This is a genomic window from Nocardia miyunensis NBRC 108239 (assembly GCF_001613065.1).
Lineage (GTDB): Bacteria > Actinomycetota > Actinomycetes > Mycobacteriales > Mycobacteriaceae > Nocardia > Nocardia miyunensis.
The window spans coordinates 18,879-39,780 of record NZ_BDBQ01000077.1 but is presented as its reverse complement, the minus strand read 5'-3'; the positions used below and the strand labels follow the sequence as shown (position 1 = coordinate 39,780).

General features: G+C 68.8%; 13 protein-coding genes. 5 read left to right on the top strand and 8 right to left on the bottom strand.

Going from position 1 to position 20,902, the window contains the following annotated elements:
* Positions 1-2: 2 nt before the first annotated feature.
* From NM2_RS31475 to NM2_RS31465, 3 genes are read right to left on the bottom strand one after another with little or no spacing between them, the layout of a single operon-like run.
* The gene (locus NM2_RS31475) at positions 3-1,688 is read right to left on the bottom strand and encodes a fatty acyl-AMP ligase (protein WP_067676542.1); all 1,686 of its coding nucleotides are present in this window, start codon (positions 1,686-1,688) and stop codon (positions 3-5) included.
* A complete protein-coding gene (locus NM2_RS31470; RefSeq protein WP_067676540.1) occupies positions 1,685-8,434 on the bottom strand; it encodes a type I polyketide synthase in 6,750 nt (2,249 codons plus the stop codon). The genes NM2_RS31475 and NM2_RS31470 overlap by 4 nt, the downstream gene beginning before the upstream one ends.
* Positions 8,431-8,700, bottom strand: coding sequence for an acyl carrier protein (locus NM2_RS31465; protein WP_245718304.1), 270 nt, complete (start codon positions 8,698-8,700; stop codon positions 8,431-8,433). The genes NM2_RS31470 and NM2_RS31465 overlap by 4 nt, the downstream gene beginning before the upstream one ends.
* A gap of 122 nt (positions 8,701-8,822) precedes the next feature.
* Here NM2_RS31465 and NM2_RS31460 point away from each other — a divergent pair, with 122 nt between their 5' ends.
* Entirely contained in the window at positions 8,823-9,836 is a 1,014-nt protein-coding gene (locus NM2_RS31460; protein ID WP_245718303.1) for an MBL fold metallo-hydrolase, read from the top strand.
* Between the two features lie 78 nt (positions 9,837-9,914).
* On the opposite strand, the gene NM2_RS31455 is transcribed toward NM2_RS31460, so the two are convergent.
* A complete protein-coding gene (locus NM2_RS31455; protein WP_067676535.1) occupies positions 9,915-10,886 on the bottom strand; it encodes an NAD(P)H-dependent flavin oxidoreductase in 972 nt (323 codons plus the stop codon).
* Between the two features lie 403 nt (positions 10,887-11,289).
* Between NM2_RS31455 and fadD5 the strand changes: the two genes are divergently transcribed.
* Positions 11,290-12,861, top strand: coding sequence for a fatty-acid--CoA ligase FadD5 (fadD5, locus tag NM2_RS31450; RefSeq protein ID WP_067676532.1), 1,572 nt, complete (start codon positions 11,290-11,292; stop codon positions 12,859-12,861).
* Between the two features lie 18 nt (positions 12,862-12,879).
* Here fadD5 and NM2_RS31445 read toward each other — a convergent pair whose 3' ends face one another.
* The 3 genes from NM2_RS31445 to NM2_RS31435 all read right to left on the bottom strand — a co-directional run bounded on the left by NM2_RS31445 (position 12,880) and on the right by NM2_RS31435 (position 16,926).
* Positions 12,880-15,252 (bottom strand): lysylphosphatidylglycerol synthase transmembrane domain-containing protein, encoded by a 2,373-nt coding sequence (locus NM2_RS31445; RefSeq protein WP_067676529.1) that lies wholly within the window; start codon positions 15,250-15,252, stop codon positions 12,880-12,882.
* Positions 15,253-15,371: 119 nt separating this feature from the next.
* On the bottom strand, positions 15,372-16,163 hold the full coding sequence (locus NM2_RS31440; RefSeq protein ID WP_245718302.1) for an SDR family NAD(P)-dependent oxidoreductase: 792 nt from the start codon (positions 16,161-16,163) through the stop codon (positions 15,372-15,374).
* Positions 16,150-16,926, bottom strand: coding sequence for a 2OG-Fe(II) oxygenase family protein (locus NM2_RS31435; protein WP_067676523.1), 777 nt, complete (start codon positions 16,924-16,926; stop codon positions 16,150-16,152). Before NM2_RS31435 ends, NM2_RS31440 begins: the two co-directional genes overlap by 14 nt.
* Before the next feature lie 124 nt (positions 16,927-17,050).
* Here NM2_RS31435 and NM2_RS31430 point away from each other — a divergent pair, with 124 nt between their 5' ends.
* The 3 genes from NM2_RS31430 (at position 17,051) to NM2_RS31420 (ending at position 19,363) form a co-directional block, all read left to right on the top strand.
* On the top strand, positions 17,051-17,677 hold the full coding sequence (locus NM2_RS31430) for a DUF459 domain-containing protein (protein WP_067676612.1): 627 nt from the start codon (positions 17,051-17,053) through the stop codon (positions 17,675-17,677).
* A gap of 336 nt (positions 17,678-18,013) precedes the next feature.
* Positions 18,014-18,538 (top strand): hypothetical protein, encoded by a 525-nt coding sequence (locus NM2_RS31425; RefSeq protein WP_067676520.1) that lies wholly within the window; start codon positions 18,014-18,016, stop codon positions 18,536-18,538.
* Between the two features lie 48 nt (positions 18,539-18,586).
* The gene (locus NM2_RS31420; RefSeq protein ID WP_067676517.1) at positions 18,587-19,363 is read left to right on the top strand and encodes a class I SAM-dependent methyltransferase; all 777 of its coding nucleotides are present in this window, start codon (positions 18,587-18,589) and stop codon (positions 19,361-19,363) included.
* Between the two features lie 3 nt (positions 19,364-19,366).
* Here the strand turns inward: NM2_RS31420 and NM2_RS31415 are convergent, their stop codons facing one another.
* On the bottom strand, positions 19,367-20,902 hold the full coding sequence (locus tag NM2_RS31415; RefSeq protein WP_067676514.1) for a phytoene desaturase family protein: 1,536 nt from the start codon (positions 20,900-20,902) through the stop codon (positions 19,367-19,369).

Below are 20,902 nucleotides of genomic sequence, written 5' to 3'. Positions count from 1 at the left end.
GTTTACACCCTCGGCGCGGCTTCGACGCGGACCAACTCGTCCCGGCGGTAGCGAATCCGGCATTCGCCGCGACGCAGCTTGCCGCTGGAGGTCTTGGGAATCTGCCCGCGCTCGACCAGGACCACCTCGGCGGGGGCGATATCGTGCGCGGCGGTGACGGCGGAGCGGATGCGGCGAACCACCTCGGCGGTGTCGCCGGGGCGCTCGTTCAGCTCGGCGACCAGGATCAGCGTCTCCTCGATGCCGTCGTCCACGCCGAAGGCGGTGATGTGGCCGGCGCGTATCTCCGGCGCGGAATCGGCCGCGGTGGTTTCGATATCGGCCGGATAGTGGTTACGGCCCGCGATCAAGATCATATCCTTGAGGCGTCCGGCGATATACAGCTGGCGGTCGTGCAGGAAGCCGAGATCGCCTGTGCGAAGCCAGTTCTCCGGTTCGCCGGGAGATCGTGCGCCGAACGTCTCGGCCGTTTCGTCTGGTTTGCCGAAGTATCCGGCGCAGACGTTCGGGCCGCGAACCCAGATCTCGCCGACCTCCCCCGCGGCTACGGGCGTTCCGGACCGGTCGACCAGCCGGATGTGCTGGTCGGCGGGGACGCCACAGCCGACGAGCCGGACTCCGTGGCCCGGTTCGGCGAGGATCGCGCGCCCGTCGGTCAGTGCGGCGCGGTCGAATTCGGCGATGGCGGGCGGCTCGCCGGGTGCGCCGAAGGCGACCGGTAGGGTTGCTTCGGCCAGTCCGTATCCGGCGGTGTGAGCGGAATGCCGGAAGCCCTGGGGTGCGAAGGTTTTCGTGAACGTCGTCAGGACCTCGGCTCGGATCGGCTCCGCGCCGTTGAGGACGAGTTCCAGTTCGGAGAGATCCAGATCGGCGCGTTCTTGCGGTGTCGTAGCCGAAACCGCGTGTGCCAAGCCGAAATTAGGACTCGCGGTCGCTCCGGCGCGATAATCGCCACACGCCCGCAGCCAGCGGATCGGACGTTTGGCGAATTCGGCCGGTGGCAGGGTGATCGCGTGCACGCCGGTGTACAGCGGCAGCGACATCGCGAAGACCAGGCCCATATCATGGAAGAACGGCAGCCAGGTGACCACGGGTTTGTCGTTCACCACGGGCATTCCGGTACGCAGCTGCTCGAGTGCCGCGGCGAGATTCGCGTGGGAGACCTCCACTCCGGCGGGGGTTTTCGTAGAGCCGGACGTGTATTGCAGGTAGGCCGGATGCTCGGTGATCGGCTGCGGAGGAACCGCGGCATCCGCGGGCTCGGTGGAAACCGGGAGGACCTTCCCAACCGCGAATCCGCCACCTGCGGTGCGTATTTCGTTCCCCGGATCGACGAGGCTCAAGGTGGGGCGCGCATCGTCGAGGACGGCCGCGAGGCGATCGGTATTGCGGTGACCCGGCACCGGGAACAGCGGCACGGCCACCCGGGAGGTGTACAGGCAGGCGAGAAATGCCGCCACGTAGTTCAGGCCGTGATCGCACAGGATGGCCACCCGGTCCCCCGGTTCCGTGTCCGCGCGGACCTTCCCGGCGAGAACACCGGCCGCACTGTGCAATCCGCCGAATGTCAGCGAGTGCGATCGGCACTCCCTGCCGGGGTAGGACAGTGCGGTGAATGCGGGCGCATCAGGACGTTTCGCGGCCCATCCAGCGACCGCCGCGGCTAGCGCGTCGACCGATCCGTTCACCGGATCTCCCCTCGATCATCGGACAGTCGCGTGGACAGCGCCGTCCCGAGCATCGCCACGGTGGGATGTTCGAAGAGTTCGGCGGTGGCGATGCGAATCCCGAGCCGGGCCTCGAGAGTCCGACGCAACTCGATCGCCAGTAGCGAGGACAATCCCAGACCGCCGAAATCCACATCCGGCCCGATACTCTCCGCGGTGATGCCCAAGGTAGCGGCCAATGCGGCCCGAATCACCTGTGCCACCGATACATTCCCGGCTGCCGCGCCCGATCCCGGAACCGAGGGACGATCCGCTTGCGACTCGGCCGATCCGTCCTCGGGCCCATCGTCGCCTGCGAGAAAACCTGGGGCCGGACTCTCCTCGGCCTGGCTGGTCGGCCGGTAGGGATACCCGGATGCGCTTGCCACGGCATCAACGATCGAGGAGCCGGATTCGGGCATCCCGGCGTGCGTCTGCATCCAGCCGGTGGGCGCGTCGAAATAGCCTGGCTCGCCAGGGTAGCCGGACTCGTTCACCGGGAGGCCGGTCCCGATGTAGTGCTGGTCGGGCTGCGGCAGGTCGGTGGATCCGGTCCGATCGCCGGGATGCTGGGCTGGATTCGGTTGTCCCCAGTGGGCCGGGGCCGTGGTTTCGCTGTCGTCGCGGGATGGCGCTGTGGGGGCGGGATAGCCTGGCCCGGAGTGGTGTCGAATCGGCTGCAGCGCGGTGCGGAGGCGCTGGGCTATGGGGGAATCATCGGTGGTGGGGGTGTAGTCCATGGCCAGGACGTGGGGGCCGGGGTAGCCGCGAAGGGAGTCCAGGACCGCGGTGCCGCGGGCGGTGCTGAAGGGGGTGACGCCCGCGCGGCGGAGGTGTTCCGCGCCGCCCGCGGTGGCGGCCAGGCCGGATTCCCAACTGCCCCAGCCGATGCTGATGACCCTGCGGTTCGTGCGACTGGACGCCAGGGCGTCCAGGGCGGCGTTGGCCGCCGCGTAGGCGGCTTGACCGGGGGCGCCCAGAGCGCCTGTCGCCGAGGAGAACAGCAGGGCGAAGTCGATGGGGTCGTCGGCGGTCAGGTCGAGCAGGTCGGCCGTCGCGGCGAGTTTGGGCTCGAACATCGAAGCCAGTAGATCCGTTGTCACGGAACTGAATTCGGCGTCGTGCAGTGAGCCGGCGGAATGTATCAGGCCGCGGATGGGCGCGCCGCACTCGCGAATGTCGTGCAGCGCGTTGGCCAGATCGCGCGGATCGGTGACATCGCAGCGCAACACCACGATCCGATCCTCCAGACCCTCGAGCAGCGGCGGGAGCGGGCGCGGATGCCGAGTCAGCACGACCACATCCCCGGCGCCGGAATCCAGCAGCCACCGGGCGGCCACGGCGCCGAGCGCGCCGAGTCCGCCGGTCACGACATACGCGCCCACGGGCCGGATTTCGACCGGACGGGCGAGGAATGACACCGGCTCGAACTGCCTGGCCTCCACGCCGCCGGGCCCGATGCGCACCTCGTCCGGCCCCTCGGACGACAGCGCCAGAGCGGTCAAGGGCCCCGGTTCGGCCCGTTCGGCTCCCGTCCACACCAGCCGGACTCGGCGACCCGACTCCAATTGCAGCGACCGCACCAACCCGGCGATCCCCTGCTGGGCCACACTCCGCCGATCTCGCAGCACCACCGTCAGCGATGCCATCGCATCGCAATCCTGAATCCGTTGCAGCAGTTCGAGTGCCCGCCCGATCTCCCCCACCGCCGATCCGGGCGCGGACACCGCGGGCCACACCGCGACCACCGCGGTCGGATCCGCCCGCCCGGTGAGCGTCGCGGCGACGATCGGACTCGCCTCGAACGGATCCCGGGCCACCCGCTCGGCGGGCACCCACCGATCCGTCGCCCGGGCCAACCCCACCGCCAGGCGAGACTCCCCGATCACCAGAACCCGCCGAACGCGCGAACTCCGCACCGCCCGTGCGGCATCCGGCACACCGACCCGAACCCAAGCCTCCCGCCGCAGCACCGTCCCGAGTCCATGCGCCCGGAGCACCCCGCGATCCCAGTCGGACCGATCGCGCACGGGTTGTTCCGCCGCCCCTGTCCGATCCCATTGCCGCATACCGGAATCCGTGTATTCGCCGAAGTGCTGTCCCGCGCTCGCCGACGCACCGCCGACACCCAGTCGATGGGTTGGCGTGCCGTTGCCGAAATCGCTGTGCCGAGTCGTATCCGGCAGTGCGGTTGGCCCCCGGAAGGCATCGCCGGTGTGTGATCGATGCCCTCGCTGCCGATACGAAGTAATCTGCGTGTCATCGGATGGACTCCGGCCGACGGCCTGCTGGGGGGCCGAATCACGATCACCTCGGCGATCGTTGACAGCGCTGTCGCCCAAATCGTCGTGGTGCGGTCCGTTCGGTCGTGCGACAGGTCCGCCGAAGATGCCGGTGTGCGTCAGTCGAATTCTCGAAGCGTCACGGCCGCCACCTCCACTGTTTCCGAGTGGGTCCGGCCCCATCGGACCATCGGCCGGGGTGTCCGGCTCGGCGGGAAGGCCGATGCGGGGAGACTCGCTGGGCGACCCGGTCGGTGCGGCGAGGTGGGCGTAATGGATGCGGATGCCGAGGAGGGCGGCTGCGGGGGCGCCGTGCTGGTCGGTGGCGAGGACGTCGCAGTGCAGGCCGTCGGGGTCGGCGTCGCGGAGGAAGGCGTGCGCCTGGGCGAGCAGGACGTCGGGGGACGCGGTGAGCCAGGCGGAGTCGATGCGGGTGGGCAGGGGCAGGACGTGGGCGGGCAGGTGCGGGGCCGCGGCGGCGGCGATGAGCTGGAGGCAGCCGTCCAGGGCCGCGGCGTCCAGCGGGATGTGGCCGAGAAGTCCTATGGCGCTGCCGGATTCGGCGACTATGCCGCGCAGCGGCCGGAAGCGGGGGCCGTAGTCGAGTCCGCGGGCGCGCAGCATCGCGTAGAACTCGCGGGTGTCGATGGGGTGCATCCCGGGTTGGGCGATGCGGTGCGCGTCGATGGCGCGCATCCAGCCGACGATCTCCGCAGGCGACGGCTCGGCGGCGATTCGGGCCGTGGCCAGGGTGATCGGGCCGGTCACCTCCAGCAGATCGGTTCCGGCATGGAAGGTGATATCGGCCAGGGCGGTCAGATCGGTGGGCTCGCGAACGGTGAACTCCGTCAGCCGGACGGTTCGCTCCCCGGCGATCCGCAGCAGCTGACGCAGCCAGTACGTCGCCGGGACCATCGGCACACCCCGCACGACGTGATCGCCGAGATCTTCGCTGGCGGGCTCGGGTCCGGCACCGGTCAGCAGCGGGAAAGTAGCGTGGCGCCAGCGTCTTTCGAGCATCGGACCGGTGAATGCGCCCTGCGCGGACCAGTTCGCCGACCGGCCCTCGAGATACAACCGGGCCATGCCGTCGAGGAAGGCGGCGGACTCGTCGTCCCGATCGGCCATCGGATGCGTGGCCTCGCCGAAGTCCGGATACTCGCGGATGGCCGGGGCCAGAATCGGATGCGGCGAGATCTCGATCGCCGTGGTGCAGCCGTCGGCCGCGGCGGATTCCAGGGCCGCCGCGAGTTCTACTGTGCGCTCGGCGTTCTCAGACCAGTACTTCGCGTCCAGGGCGGCGGACACGATCATCTCACCGCGCCGGGTGGTGGAGTACAGCGGAATTCGCGGTGCTCGCGGCATGATTCCGTCGAGCTGGGCGAGCAGTTCGGCGGCGGGCTCGCGAACCTGCGGACTGTGCGCGGCGAAATCCACGGCGATCCGCCGTGCGTAGAAGCTGCGGCGCGTCGCCCGCCGGATCACTGTCTCCACATAGCGCGGCGTCCCGGAAACCACCACGGACCGAGGCCCGTTCACCGCGGCCACCGCGACATGCGCGCGAACCGGTTCCACCAACCGCGCGGCCTCCTCGGGCGTCGCCTCGAGCATCGCCATCGCACCGCGACCGTCCAGATGCGCGAGAATCGCACTGCGCACCACCGCTATCCGCGCACCGTCGCCGAGCGAGAGCGCGCCGCTGACGACGGCCGCCGCGATCTCGCCGAGGCTGTGCCCGATCACCGCGTCGGCCCGAATACCCCAGTGCGCCAGCAGTTCCGCCAGCGCGATCTGGAATACGAACAGCGCGGGCTGCACCATATCGGTCGTCTCGAGGCTGTTCGCGAAACCGTGCCGGGGCGTCCACACCCGAGGCCCTCCGGCGGCCGTCACCGCATCGGTGGCCTCGGCGAGCGTCCGCGCGAACACCGGATACCGGGCCGCCAGCCCCCGGCCCATCCGCTGATGCTGCCCACCCTGCCCCGAGAACACCAGCAGGATCCGGCCGCGCAGCCGCCGCCCGGACGGCCCGTGTACTCGCGCTGCATTGTTGTGCCCCAATGCATTCCGAACCAGCGAATCGGGATGCGTCGCCATCGCGTGGGCGGCTTCAGGGACCGCCTCCGTACTCGCCGCACGTGCCGTAACGGTGGCCCGTGCGGACACGGAGTCCTCCGCGAACGTGGTCTCGGTGGCCGCGGCGCGTGTCGGCCGGGTCCGTCTCTTGGAGCCCACAGCCCGCGCGCCTTCGTCCTCCGCCGCGCTCGGCGTCTCGGTGGCTCTGGTTCGCGGTGTCTTCGAGCCCGCGGTCGACGTTTTCGCGGTCGCCGCTTTGCGCGTCGGCCCGGCGGCCGTCAGCGTGGAATTCCCGAACGACGTTGTCCCAGTGGCCGTTCTGGCCGCTGGCTCGACAACTCCCGTGGGCGTTGTCGCGAGTTCCGTGGCGAGTGTCGCGTCAGTGGCCGCCGCCGGTGCCGTCTCGGAACCCGCCCGCGACGCCGGTTGGGCGGCTGCCGCGCTCGTGGCCCCGCTGACTGTCGCGGGCGTCGTCGTCTCGGAACCGATCCCGGAGGTTGGTTCTGCTGTAGTAGCTCTCGTGGCCGGGGGGACTGTCGAGGATGTCGCCTCGGAATCCGCCCTCGATGTGGGTTCGGTTTCCGCAGCCCCCGTAGGCTTGCCGGGTGTGTTGGAACCTGCCCCTGACGTGGGTTCGGCGGCTGTCGCGGTCGTAACCCCGGTGACTGTCGCGGGTGCCGTCTCGGGGCCCGCCCCCGAGATCGGTTCTGTGGTGGCGTCGTTCGTAGTCTGCGTGGCTGTCGCGGGCGTCGTCGCGGAACCCGCCGGGGTGGTGGTCTCGCTTGTCGCGGTATGCGTCCGGGAGGCATCGACGGCCTCGGCCAGGGCCAGCAAGCGGGCGACGGCCTCGGCCCGGTCGCGGGCAACCACTGCGGCGCGCACCTGCTCGGGTATCGCTCTCGTTGTGGCAGAGGCGAATTCGGCGAGCGATCCGATATTCCGGCTGAGTGCCTCGGCCCCGCGTACGGCCTGTTCCCGGAGATCGTCCGCATCCCGTCCGGTGATCGTCAGCAGTACGGGCGGATCGCTCTCCCGCTGCGGCGCAACGTGGTCCACCCCGCGCAACACCACGTGCGCATTGGTTCCGCCGAAGCCGAAGGAGCTGACCCCGGCGTACCGGCCCGAGGCCGATTCCGCCGCCCACCCGATCGGCTCGGTCGGCACGGCCAGCCCGCGCGCGGCGAGATTCAGCAGTGGATTCTCGGTGTGGAAGTGCACGTTCGGGACGATCGTGGCGTGCGCGATGCACAACGCCGCCTTGGCGACTCCGGTGACTCCGGCGGCGGCCTCGAGATGACCCAAATTCGATTTCACCGACCCGATCCACACCCGCCGGGTCCGTTCACCCTCGGACAGTGCCGAGGCCAGCGCGCCGACCTCCACCGCATCGCCCAACGGTGTTCCGGTGCCGTGACATTCGACGTATCCGGCGAGTGCGGGTGTGACACCGGCACGTGTCCACGCGCGGCGGATCACCTGCTGCTGTGCGAGCCCGTTCGGCGCGTACAGGCCATTCGATCGGCCATCGGAACCGACTGCGGCTCCGATGATTTCGGCATACACCCGATTGCCCTCGCGCCGGGCGTCGGCGGTGCGCTGCAGGATCAGCACCGTGCACCCGTCGCTGCGGGTGTAGCCGTCCGCGGCGGCGTCGAATGGCTTGCATCGCCCGTCCGGCGCGAGGAACCCGGCCTGATCCAGGTAGTCCGAGGTGTGTTGCAGCAGTGGAAGATTCACTCCGCCGACGATCGCCAGCTCGACGGTGTGATCGGCGAGCAGCCGCGTCGCCATGTCCACGGCCGCCAGCGAGGACGAACACGCGCTGTCCAGCACCAGACTCGGCCCGTGCAGGTCCAGGGCGTAGGACAGCCGGTTGGCGACGATGCTCAGCGCGGATCCGGTGACGGCGTACGGTGCGTCCTGCCCGCCGCGGCCGAGTACGACCGTGCCGTGGTCGTACCCGCACGCACCGAACAGCACCGCGGTGTGTGACCCGCGTACCCGATACCCGACGCCCGCGTCGTCGAGCGCCTCGATCGAGACCTCCAGACCGAGCCGCTGCTGCGGATCCATCACGGCCGCTTCACGTTCGGAGATCGTGAACCAGTCGTTGTCGAAGGCGTCCAGCCCGTGCAGATAGCCGCCGCGCCTGGCCCCGGCGCGTTCGCGCGGTGGTGCGCCGGTCCCGTCCCGGCCCTCGCGCAGCAGGCGCCAGAACTCGCCGACGCCGTGCGCGCCGGGCACGCGAGCGCCGATGCCGATGATCGCGACCGGGGGGACGGAGGCGGCGTCGGATTCCGTCGTGGTCGTCGAGTCCCGCTGTCCCGGATCGGGGGCGGGTTGTGGGGTGCCGCCGGAGCCGGCTGTCATCGGGTCGCTAGATGTTCGACGAGCCGGTCGATATCGGGATGGTCGAACAGGTCGGTGAGCGAAACCGGGACGCCCAGCGCATCCTCGAGTACGGCCGTGAGCCGCGCGAGCTGCACCGATGGCAGGCCTAGATCGCTGAACGGTGTGCTGACGGACACGGTGTCCGCGGGGACGCCGAGCAGTTCCGCGATGGCCGTCACCGCCGCGGAGGTCAGGTCCGACCGGTGTCCGGTGGACCGGCCTTCGACCGAAGAACGCTGCCTCACGGCTACTCCTCCCCGCATTCGGCGGTGTCCGCCGGCCGTCAGGTACCCCCTGCGATTATGCCGAGAAGTCGGCGCGCGGAGAAGGGCTTTGCTCTGCGCATCCGGATCGCTACGGTGTCGCTGTGACTCAGCACACGAGCTCCGAGCCGGTTTTCACCGGATGGGGCGAGTTCGGCAAAGGTGGTGATGTGACCGATTTCTCCGATGGCAGACCCGGTACGTTGGGCACCCTCGCGCACTGCTGCGCCGCCCTCGTGGCGACTCCGCGTCGTCTGCTGCATCCCCGGCGTCCCGATCCGGATTTCCTGGCCGGACTCGAATGCGCCCGAGTTCCGCACCCCCGCAACACGGTTCGCTTCACCGCGTTGCTCCAGGCCCGAACGTCCGCGCCGGCCGCCCTGGTCGCCGAGGGTGTGCGAAGCCTGGGCACGCTGGCCATGGGGATGGGTGCGTTCCTGGTGGAGCATCCCCGCGCCCGCTTCGTGATCGATCCGGCGATGTGCGCGGGCGTGCACAAGCGGGTGCTGCCCGGGTTGCCCTTTCCGCTGGGCATGTTCGTCGCCCCGGGTAAACCTGTGCTCGGTCTCGAGGACGCGCTGGCGGGGCAGAATCTGTCCGTTTCGGACATCGATTTCACCATCGCGACCCATCTGCACTGGGATCACGTGTCCGGTTTGCTCGAACTTCCCGAATCGGTCGAATTGCGCGTTCCCGCAGTGGAATACGAGTGGGCGATGACCGGAGACACCGCGCCGTACGGTGTGGTGCGCGCACCCCTGCGCGACCGCGCGGTACAGCCCCTGCACCTCGAGGGCCCGCCGGTGCTGACCTTCCCGGCCAGTCACGATCTGTTCGGCGACGGTTCGGTGGTGCTGCTGGATCTGGCCGGTCACACGCCCGGCAGCATCGGCGCGCTGCTGGCCGTGAACGACGGCACGCACGTGCTGCTGGCCGGTGACGCGGTGTGGAATACCTTGCAGATCAAGCTGATCCGCGAGAAGGCGCCCATGCCCGGGCAACTCGTCGATGCCGACCGCGATCGCGCCTTCGAGACCGTGCAGCGCCTGCACGCCCTGCCGCGGGGTATCGAGATCATCGCCAGCCACGACTTCAACGCGGTCGCCGAACGGGCCTGAGCGAGAGGCGTATTCGCATCGAGCATGGGTGCGGCCGGCCGGGGACCTACCCCCCGGCCGGCCGCACCGCGGACGGACTCAGCGCACGAACGACGCCAGTCGATCGTTGATCAGGCCCTCCGCTTCGGCCACCATGCGGGCGATGAGCTCCTCGCAGGTGGGGATGTCGTCGATGAGGCCCTGGGCCTGTCCGGCCGACCAGATGCCCGCGTCGAGGTCGCCGTCCTCGAACACGCGCCGTCCGCGCGCACCGGCGACCAGATCGCGCACGTCCTCGAATACGCCGCCAGCCTTCTCGATCTCCACGACCTTGCGGCTGATCTCGTTGTCCGCGACGCGGGCGGTGTTGTTCATGGTGCGGAAGATGAGCTGGGTGCTGCGCTCGCTGTGCGCGACGATCTGCTCCTTGACCGCGTTGTGGACTGGCGACTCCCGAGTGCACAGGAAGCGGGTGCCCATGTTCACCCCGTCGGCGCCCAGGGCCAGCGCGGCGACCAGGCCGCGGGCGTCGGCGATACCGCCGGAGGCGATGATCGGGATCTCCAGGGCCTTGGCGGCGGCGGGGATCAGGACCAGGCCCGGCACATCGTCCTCACCCGGATGCCCAGCGCATTCGAAACCGTCGATGGAGACACCGTCGACGCCGATCCGCTCCGCCTTGAGCGCGTGCCGCACGCTGGTGCACTTGTGCAGCACCTTGATCCCGGCGTCCTTGTAGTAGGGCAGGAACGGCTCGGGATTGCTGCCCGCGGTCTCCACGATCTGCACGCCGGATTCGATGATCGCCCGGACGTACTCCTGGTACGGCGGCGGATTGATCGAGGGCAGGATGGTGACGTTCACGCCGAACGGCTTGTCGGTCAGCTCGCGGGTGCGCGCGATCTCGCGGCGCAGGTCGTCCGGGGTGGGCTGGGTGAGTGCGGTGATGAAGCCGAGGCCACCGGCGTTGGCCACCGCGGCGACGAGTTCGGCCCGGCCGACCCACATCATCCCGCCCTGCACGATCGGATGTTCCACGCCGAATCGCTCGGTGAACCTGGTGCGCAACATCGGTGTCCTCCTGCTCGAGTGTGACCGGCGGCGGTCCCCGGAATGCCGCGGGAATCACGGGCATCGCCGCCGTCGGATCTGGTGCTCGCGCCGTGTGCGGCTCTCGGCCCGAATGTCGTCGATAGTGGCATGTCCGGGCGGGGCGGGACAACCCTTGATGTAAGCCGATGTTTGCATGGTTGTCTGGAACTCTTCGTACCGACGTCGTGTCCGATCGTTGTTTTATGGCTGAAAAACATCAATCTGAGCTGGTATTTCATCTGATGAGAAGGATTGCGTCGAAGTCTCTCTGTAATCCTTGTCACGACAAAAAGTTAGCTGGTATTCTCGCAATTGTTCAGCCGTGGACGCCATCGGGGCAGCCGGTGCGCGAGCGTGCGGCGGTTCCGAAGGGAGTTCGTGCATGACCACCGGTGCCCAGTCGCTCGCCGAGCCGATCCGATCGCGCCGCAACCACTGGAACAACCAGGTCGCCGCGCATGCCGCGATGCGCCCCGATCAGGTCGCGTTCCGGTTCGAAGGGCAGGACACCACGTGGCGGCAGTTTCACGAGCGGTCGCTGCGATTCGCCGACGCGCTGTCTCGGCGAGGGGTCGGGTTCGGCGATCGTGTGCTGCTGCTCGCGCTGAACTACACCGAATACATCGAGGCCGTCTTCGGCATCAACGCGCTCGGCGCGATCGCGGTGCCGGTGAACTTCCGCCTGACCCCGCCCGAGGTCGCCTACATCGTGGCCGATTCCGGAGCCAAGGCCATCGTCACCGACACGTTGCTCGCCCCGCTCGCGACCGGCGTGATGGGTCAGGCTCCCGCGCTCGAGACCTGCGTCGTCATCGGCGGGAGCAGCGGTGAGGGCGTGCTCGGTTACGAGGAGTTGCTCGCCGAGCAGGGCGAACCGCATGTGCCGCTGGACATTCCGGAGGACACCCCGGCCCTGATCATGTACACCTCGGGCACCACCGGCAGCCCCAAGGGCGCGGTGCTGTCCTACCAGAACATGAACGCTCAGGCCCTGACCTGTATCCGCGCGATGGAATTGGATGCCGGGTCGATCGGCTTCTGCACCTCCCCGCTGTTCCACATCGCCGGACTCGGCAGTCTCACACCGTATTTCATGCTCGGCGGCACCACCGTGCTGCATCCGCTCGGCGCGTTCAACGCCACCGAATGGCTGGACGCGGTCGAGAAGGAGCGGGCCACCGCCGCGTTCTGCGTCCCGGTGCAGTGGCAGATGATCTGCGAGGAACCGACGGTCAAGACTCGTGAGCTGGCGCTGCGCATGCTGTGCTGGGGTGCCGCGCCCGCCTCGGACACCGTGCTGCGCGCGATGGACGACTGCTTCCCGAACGCGCGCAACGTCGCGGTGTTCGGGCAGACCGAGATGTCGCCCATCACCTGTGTGCTCGAGGGTGACGACGCGATCCGCAAGCTGGGCTCGGTCGGTCTGCCGATCCCCACCATCCAGGCCCGCGTGGTCGACGACGAGATGAACGACGTCGCGCCGGGCGAGATCGGCGAGATCGTCTATCGCGGACCGAATCTCATGCAGGGCTACTGGAACAAGCCCGAGGCCACCGCGGAGGCGTTCGCGGGCGGCTGGTTCCACTCGGGCGATCTGGTCCGCCGGGACGAGGAGGGCTTCGTCTACGTGGTGGACCGTAAGAAGGACATGATCATCTCCGGCGGTGAGAACATCTACTGTGCCGAGGTGGAGAACGTCCTGTTCGCGCATCCGAAGATCCACGAGGCCGCCGTCGTGGGCCGCCCGCACGAGAAATGGGGCGAGGTCCCGGTAGCCGTTGTCGCCCTGCTGAATCCGGACGACACCCTGACCCTCGAGGAACTCACCCCGTTCCTGAACGAGAACCTGGCCCGCTACAAGCATCCCAAGGATCTGGTGATCGTCCCGGAGCTGCCCCGCAACGCCAGCGGCAAGGTCGTGAAAGTCGAACTGCGCAAGGACTATTCGGCCTGAGTTCGGCGGCGGTCTAGTTCAGATCATCTGTTTGTCGGTGAGCCAGCGCATGATCGGCCACCCGCAGAACACCGGCAGCCAGCAGGTCAGCACGCGATAGAGCAGAACCGCGGGCACCCCGATCGCCGCGGGCACCCCGAACGCGGCCAGACCACCGATCAGCGCGGCCTCCACCGCGCCCACACCGCCCGGGGTGGGCGCGGCCGAGGCCAGCGTGCCGCCGATCATGGTCACCACCGTGACGGTCACGAATGTGGTGTGCCCGCCGAACGCCTCGATCGCGGCCCACAGCGCACCCGCCGCGCCGAGGGTGGTCGAGGCGCACCCCAGCACGATCATCGCCAGCCGTTTGGGTTCGCGTGCGAGCGTGCGCAATTCGCTGACCACTTCGGCCAGCTGCGGTCGCACCTCGGTGCGCAGCCAGCGCCGCACCTTCGGCACGAACATGGTCACACCCAGCGCGCCCAGCAGCGCGCCGGCGGCGAAGTACAGCACCGTCGCGCTCGGCACGAAATGCGACAGATTCGCCGAAACCCCCGCCGCCACACTGAAAACGATCAACAGCACCACGTGCGTGATCACCTGCACCGCCTGCATCAACGCGACCGCCGCGGTCGCCTTCACCGCGCCCAGACCGCTGCGTTGCAGGAATCGCACACTCAGCGCGAGACCACCCACGCCCGCCGGGGTCGTCGTGGCGGCGAAGGTGTTCGCCACCTGCATGAGCAGCAGATTGCGCTGATTCACCGATTGGCCCGCGCACCCCCACAGCGCCATCGCCGCGCCCACATAGGTCAGTGCCGAGACGGTCAGGCCCAGCAGCGCCCACCACCAGTTGGCGGTGCGCAGTTCGGTGAAGAAGGTCGGCACCTGGCTGATGTACGGGTAGGCCACGTACACCAGGCCGATCAGCAGGACCAGCTGGATGAACTGATTGCGGGAGAACCGGGTGATGTGCGCGGCCTCGATCCGGTCCTCGTCGGTCTGATGCAGGACCTGCTCGCGAACGTCCTTCATCACCGCGCCCGCATCGTGCACCGAGGCCCGCACCAGCCGGGGAATCGCCGCCTTGGTCAGCCGCCGCGAGGCATCGATCACCGCCTGCTTGCCCAGTACCTCGATCGCGGTGCGCACCGCCGACTCCGCGCCGAACAGCGATCCGGTGGTCAGCAGCAGCTGGGCCGCGTCGGACTGGAAACGGGTGTCGTACGCACCGAATTCCGCAGCGGAGAACCCGCCGAACAGCACCCGCCCCTCGGCGATGCGGATCTCCTCGGCCCGCAGATCACCGTGCGAGATCTGGGCGCGATGCATGTTCTGCAGGGCCTGCCACACCTGAGTGTGCACCTCCTCGCCCGCGGCGATGGACAGGATCTCGCCGCGCGGAACGGTGTGCGCGTACAACGTCCAGCCGCGTTCGAGGGCCGCGACGGTGAGCGGTTTGTTGCTGGCCAGGCCCAGATCCCCGATCGCGATGCCCAGCAGTGCGCGATGTTCCACACTGCGGCGCATGGACGCGAAGACGGGCGTGCGCTCACTGCTGCGGAAGGCCACGAAACGCCGCAGCTGCCGCAGCATGCCGCGGCTGCGCTGATTCTGCCCGTACATTTCGATGGTGAGCCGGTGATTCGGCCCGGTATCGGCGGACAGCAGCAGCGGACCCGGACCGGCCGGGCGCACCACCCGGATCGCGGTGACGGTGTATCCGCGCCGGGCCAGCACCCGCACCGCACCGTCCAGCGGCACCTCCAGCGCGGGCGTGCCCACCACGAGCGTGATCACCGCGCCGACGAACCAACCCACCGCAAGGCCGAACATCGCCCGCGAGGGCACCGTCAGGCTGACGAACAGATGCAGCGGCACGAAGGCCAGCAGCGCGGCCCACCACCAGCGCCGCCACGACGCGGGCAGCCACGGACTGGCCACCGTGAGCACCGCGGCCAGCATGGCGATCCAGCGCGGATCGTCCAGGAACTGCGACAGGAACGTGTTGAGCTGCTGCGGTTCGGCCAGATGCCAGCGCGGTGCGGAGATTCCGGTGTCGGTGATCGACAGCGCGAGCACCGCGATCAGCCCGGCCGTCAGATAACCGCCGAGCAGTTTCCACTGCCAGCGGAACAGCAGCCGCACCAGGATCGCGAACGGCAGGGCGAAGATGGCGATGCCGTACAGCAGGTACACCAGATTGGACTGTTCCGGGGTGAGGATGCCCAGGATGTCCGAGACCGAGCGTTCCAGAGCCTCCCAGCGCGGACGGGTGATCAGCGATCCGGCGATGACCAGCGCCACCAGCGCGGCGGACGCGATCACCCGCAGGATGTCGCTGGTGCGCCGGTTGTGTGGTTGCAGGAGGCTGCCGGAGACCGGTATCTCCCGCCCGTCGACTCGCATGTCGTTTCGGAACTTTCGGATCGAGGGAGAGCTGCGTCGGTCCTCTCGGTCGACTAGCTGTGAGTATGCAGGATGCCCTGTGGCGCGTCAGGGGCAACACGCCGCCCCCTGCCGCGGGGCTAGCTTGCGGGCTCCGCCGCTGTTTCGGGCTCGGCGGTTTCCGGCTCGGCGGTTTCGGGCTCCCGTGGTGCGAGCACGCCGAAGACCAAACCGGTCACGCTCGCCTCGTCGAGTTCGGCGATGGCGGCGGCGACCTTCTGGGTCGGCACCCGGTACGGGAAGGAGTCGGGGGCGATGGCGTTCACCCGAACACCGAATTCGGCGAATTCGGAGGCCTGATGCCGGGTCAGGTGATCCAGCGCGGCCTTGGTCGCGGAGTAGATGGCCTGCCCGCCGGGATACACCTCCGATCCGGACAGGCTCGACACGTTGACGATGTTGCGGTTGCGCCTCCGGTTCTCCACGTCCGCGCCCAGCCAGCAGCGTTGCGCGAGGCGGGTCGACAGCCGCAGCGGCACACCGACATTCATCGCGAACTGCGGTTCGAACTCGTCCAGGGCGGTGTCCCCGTCGACCATGCCGTTGGGTTGCAGTTCGATGCGCGCGGCATTGTTCACCAGCAGATCCACCCCGCCGAACTTGGCCAGCGCCAGATCGACCACCCGCTCCACCTCGCCCTCCCGGGTAAGATCGGCGCGGATGACGAATACTCGGGATGCGTTCTCGGGCAACGCTTCCCGCGGCGCGAGCGGATCGATGAACCACTCCTCCTGGGAAGGCACCGCGGGCACCCGGTCGCGGCAGACCGCGACGATGTCGTAGCTCTGGTAGTACGTCCCGCAGAACACACTGCCCAGCAGACCGCCCGCCCCCGTCACCAAGGCGACCCGGCGCTGATCACCATTCGGCAATTCCGGCACCTTCCCAGCGGCGCACCGCCTGTTCGCGTGGCTGGTGCAGCCACATCACCACACTGTTGCGGGCGGCGGTGTTGCCACCGGCGAAGGCATGCCACGACCGCGGCGTGCATTCGAATACGATCATCGAATTGTTCAGCGGCGGAACGTAAACCGTCGGCTGCGGATTCGGCGCACCGATCGCGGAGTACAGCCCGGTCTCCCCGCCGTGGCCCGGTTGCCAGTCCGGGTTGCCGAGATAGAACAGCACCGCGACCGCGCGGACCAGTTCGCGCGCGTCCACCCCGGGGGTGCGCGCGCCGGTCTTGAGATCGATGCCCGGGTCCGGCAGGCCCACGCCGTGCTCTCCGGGCGGCTGGGCCCGGAACCAGGCGGGGGCCAGGTCGCTGTGCGGCCAGCCGCGCGGGCTGCCCGGGGGATGATGATGCACCGAGCCCTCGACGTCCCCCGTGACGTCGGACACACCCGCCACCCCGGCGATCAGATCGTGCCAGGCGCGGGAGAGGAATATCTCCAGCGGCCCGTCGCGCAGTTCGCTCAGACTCGCGCCCGTCGCGCCGTAGTTCTGTGCCACCTTGGCGAACAGCTCGGGCCGATCTGTGCGTACCCGCTCGTATTCGGCCGCCAGCCGCGTGTAGAACCCGGGCGTGAAAACCTCACGCACGTAGATGTGCGAGAAGGGACGGGTGCGGCGGACCCAGCGACGATGCGCCAGCAGAGCGGTGAACCACCGCGGCAGCGGCGTTTCGGTTTCCATTCGTGCTCCCTCCCGGACCAACCAGCACGATCTTATGGGGTACCGGCTGCCGGCATGGGGTGTACCCTCACCGATTCCGGCCTTTTGCCGCAACTCGCGCGCCCGCGCGTGCAACGATCACTCGGTGATCCGAGATGTCCGTATCTGTTTCGTCGGCGATTCACTGGTGGCCGGAATGGGGGATGGTCGATTCCTGGGCTGGTCGGGTCGCCTCGCGATGCGCGCCGCGGGCGCCGGGCAACCGCTCACCTACTACAACCTGGGGGTGCGCGGACAGACGTCGGCGGATATCGCGGCCCGCTGGGAGCGTGAGTGCGAACCGCGCCTGAGCGCGGAAACCGATGCGCGCGTGGTGTTCTCCTTCGGCGTCAACGACACGTTGCTCGAGGACGGGCGCGTGCGGGTGCCCGCGCCGGACTCGGCGGCGAATCTGGCCGCGATCCTGCGCCGTGCGGCCGAACGTGAATGGACCTGTCTCGTGGTCGCCCCGCCGCCCAACGCCGATGACGAACACAACAGGCGCATCGGCGAATTGGATGCTCTCTACTCCGAAGTCTGTGCCGCCCAGGATGTTCCGTACGTCCGGGTGCATCAGCCACTACTGCACAACCACACCTGGATGCGCGCGATCCGCGACGCCGACGGCTACCACCCGGGCGCGGAGGGCTACGAGGAATTCGCCGCCCTGATGGTCCCGTACTGGCTGCTGTGGCTCGCCGAGCCCGGCTCCACTCTCCCGGTCGTGCGCTGAGAGCTCCGCTGTCCGGCGGAACGGCATGGCGACGCGGCCTCGAGTGCCCTCGATGCCGCTCTCTCGCGCCTGGCGGGTGGTCATCGAGACCGAACTATCGCCGTCGGTCGAATTCGATGGCGCGTGGCCTGGCGGATGATGGTCGCTGACCGCCGTGGCCGGGAATGCCGGTCGTCGTCTCGCCGGCGTGGCTGGCCGATCGGTCGCGATCGACGGGGATGATCTGGTTCATCGACCAGGTTCGGGCGCGCACCGGAATTATTGCGGTCGATACGCCGGTTGATCTGGATAATCAGCTCAGTCGCAGGATCCGCTCATCCAGCCGGGAGGTAGATCATGTCGCTCACATTGACTCCCAACCACCCCGCGGCGGTTCATCTGCGACGGCTGTTCCTGGCCGTGATCACCGGGAGTTTCGTCTTTCTGCTGGCGTGGATCATCTATCTGGCGGCCAGTCTGCCCGAGCATCGAGAGGTCGCGCACTGGGACATCGCGTGGGTCGGCTTCGATTGTTTCCTGGTCGCCGCCATCGGGATGACCGCGCTGTGGGCCTGGTTGCGACGGCCGATCCTGATTCCGTGGGCGATCGTCACCGCGACGCTGCTGTGCTGCGACGCCTGGTTCGACATCGTCCTGGACTGGAACACCCCCGACCTGCCGATCTCCCTGGTGACCGCCGGAGTGGGCGAATTACCGCTGGCCATGCTGCTGTTCTACGCCGCCCGACGGCTGATCCGGCTGTCCATGGCGGCGGCCTGGGCGCGCAGCGGCCGGGGTGAGCCGCCGCGGATGTGGCGGGTGCGTATGTCCATCTTCGAACGCCCCGACGCTTCGCACGATGAACACACCGCCGAGCATTAGCATGACCAGGCGGGACGTTGCGGGGACGAGCGAGGTGGAGGGATCGGCGTGACCAGTGCGAGCGAATGGAATGCGGACGACACCGAATTGCGGGCGCGCCGGGCGAAGTCCTTCGGTCCCGAGGCTGTCGCCTACGAGGAGCACCGGCCGGACTATCCGCTCACCGGCATCCGGTGGGCGCTGGAGCCGCTCGGCGACCGAGATCCCGAGGTGCTCGATCTGGCCGCCGGAACCGGCAAGCTGACCGCGGGCCTGCTCGCGGTCGGTGCGCGGGTCGTCGCGGTGGAGCCGGACGAGGCGATGCGCGCGGAATTCCAGCGCAGCCACGCGGGAGTGAAGGCGCTCGCCGGAAGTGCGGAATCCATTCCGCTGCAAGATGATTCGGTGGACGCCGTCGTCGTCGGACAGGCGCTGCACTGGTTCGACCAGGAACGCGCGTTCCCCGAGATCGCCCGCGTGCTGCGGCCCGGCGGGGTGTTCGCCGCGTTCTGGAACATGCACGACGTCGGGGTGGAGTGGGTCGCCGAGCTGGACCGCCTGTCCCGATCCTCGGTCTCCTTCCAGACTCGCACGTCCAGCGGGGTCGTGGCGCATCCGCTGTTCGAGGAATTCGTGCGGGCCGATTTCCCGCATACGCAGCGTCGGACCGCGGCGAGCCTCGCCGCGACGATCGGCACCCACTCGCACACGCTGGTGATCTCGCCCGCCGAGCGGGCCGTGCTGCTGGACACCATCACCGACTACCTGCGCGGCGTTCCCGAACTCGGCGACGGCGAATTCGACCTGCCGCTGACCACGATGGTGATCCGTTCCGTAGTGCGCTGAGGCTCAACGGGTTTCGAGCACGGCCATGGCCGCGTTGTGGCCGCCGATACCGCTCACCCCGCCGCCCCGGACCGTGCCCGCGCCGCACAGGAATACGTTGCGATGTCCGGTCCGCACACCCCAGCGGGCGGCGGGTTCCGGATCGTCGTCGGTGCGATACGGGAAGCTCAGATCGCCGTGGAAGATATGCCCGCCCGGCAGCCCGATCTCGCGTTCGAGGTCGAGCGGACTCCGGGCCTCGAGACAGATCCGCCCCGCGGCATCGGTGGCCAGACAGTCCCGAATCGGTTCGGCCAGAACCGAATCCAGCTGTGCCAGGGTCGCGTCGAGGACGTCCTGTTTCACGCGATCATGATCGTGTGCGAAAAGCCTTGCCGGGGTGTGCAACCCGAACAATGTCAGGGTGTGCATACCGCGCGCGGCCAGTTCCGGGCCCAGGATCGACGGGTCGGTGAGGGTGTGGCAGTAGATCTCCGATGGCGGCCGGGACGGCGGGCTGCCGGCCTCGGCGGCGCGGTAGGCGCTCTCCAGTTGTGAATACGCCTCGGCGATATGGAGTGTCCCGGCGAACGCCTCGCGCGGATCGACGTCCTCGCGCAGCCGGGGCAGGCGATTCAGCAGCATGTTCACCTTGAGCTGCGCGCCCTCCGGCTTCGGCGCCGCGGAATCGCCCAGCAGCCGGGACAATTCGTGCGGGGCGGCGTTCACCAGCACGTGCCGTGCGCCGACCGTGCCACCCGCGTAGCGGATTTCCGCTGTGCCGCCATCGGTTTCGATCGCGTGCACCGCGCTGTCCACCATGAGCCGCGCACCCGCGGACCGCGCGGCCGCGGCGAGCGCGTCGGTCAGCGCGCCCATCCCGCCGATCGGCACGTCCCAGTCGCCGGTGCCGCCGCCGATCACGTGATAGAGAAAGCAGCGGTTCTGTCGCAGCGACGGATCGTGGGCGTGGGTGAAGGTGCCGATCAACGCGTCGGTCAGGACGACCCCGCGCACCGTGTCGTCGGTGAAGGCGGTTTCGATCGTCTCGCCGAGCGGCCGTTCGAAGATCGCCTCCCAGGCCGCGGAATCATCTATGGCGCACTGTAATTCGCTCCGGGTCGGCAAGGGTTCGGTGAGCGTCGGGAACACCCGCTGCGCCAATCGCCCGGTCGTCCCGTAGAACCGCTCCCACGCCCGGAAATCGGCATCGGAACCGGTGAGCCGGATGAAACTCTCGCGCGTGCGGGACGGATCCCCCGTGTCCACGAGCAGACCCGCCCGCCCGGCCGGGGTGTAGGAGGAGATCCGCCGACGCCGAGTGGCGAACCGCAGTCCCAGATCCTCGACGATCCGCCGGGGCAGCAGGCTCACCAGATACGAATAGCGGGACAATCGCGCATCGAACTCCGGGAAGACCCGTTCGGATACCGCCGCGCCGCCGGTGTGCGGGCCGCGTTCGAGCAGCAGGACCGAACGCCCGGCCCGCGCCAGATACGCCGCGGCCACCAGCCCGTTGTGGCCGCCGCCGACGATGACGACGTCGTACGAGGTTCGCAT

Excerpts from the sequence above, each read along its gene's own strand:
- NM2_RS31470 (WP_067676540.1), bottom strand. The coding sequence starts at position 8,434 with ATGACAGCCGGCTCCGGCGGCACCCCACAACCCGCCCCCGATCCGGGA.
- NM2_RS31455 (WP_067676535.1), bottom strand. The coding sequence starts at position 10,886 with ATGTTGCGCACCAGGTTCACCGAGCGATTCGGCGTGGAACATCCGATC.
- fadD5 (WP_067676532.1), top strand. The coding sequence starts at position 11,290 with ATGACCACCGGTGCCCAGTCGCTCGCCGAGCCGATCCGATCGCGCCGC.
- NM2_RS31445 (WP_067676529.1), bottom strand. The coding sequence starts at position 15,252 with ATGCGAGTCGACGGGCGGGAGATACCGGTCTCCGGCAGCCTCCTGCAA.
- NM2_RS31435 (WP_067676523.1), bottom strand. The coding sequence starts at position 16,926 with ATGGAAACCGAAACGCCGCTGCCGCGGTGGTTCACCGCTCTGCTGGCG.
- NM2_RS31425 (WP_067676520.1), top strand. The coding sequence starts at position 18,014 with ATGTCGCTCACATTGACTCCCAACCACCCCGCGGCGGTTCATCTGCGA.
- NM2_RS31415 (WP_067676514.1), bottom strand. The coding sequence starts at position 20,902 with ATGCGAACCTCGTACGACGTCGTCATCGTCGGCGGCGGCCACAACGGG.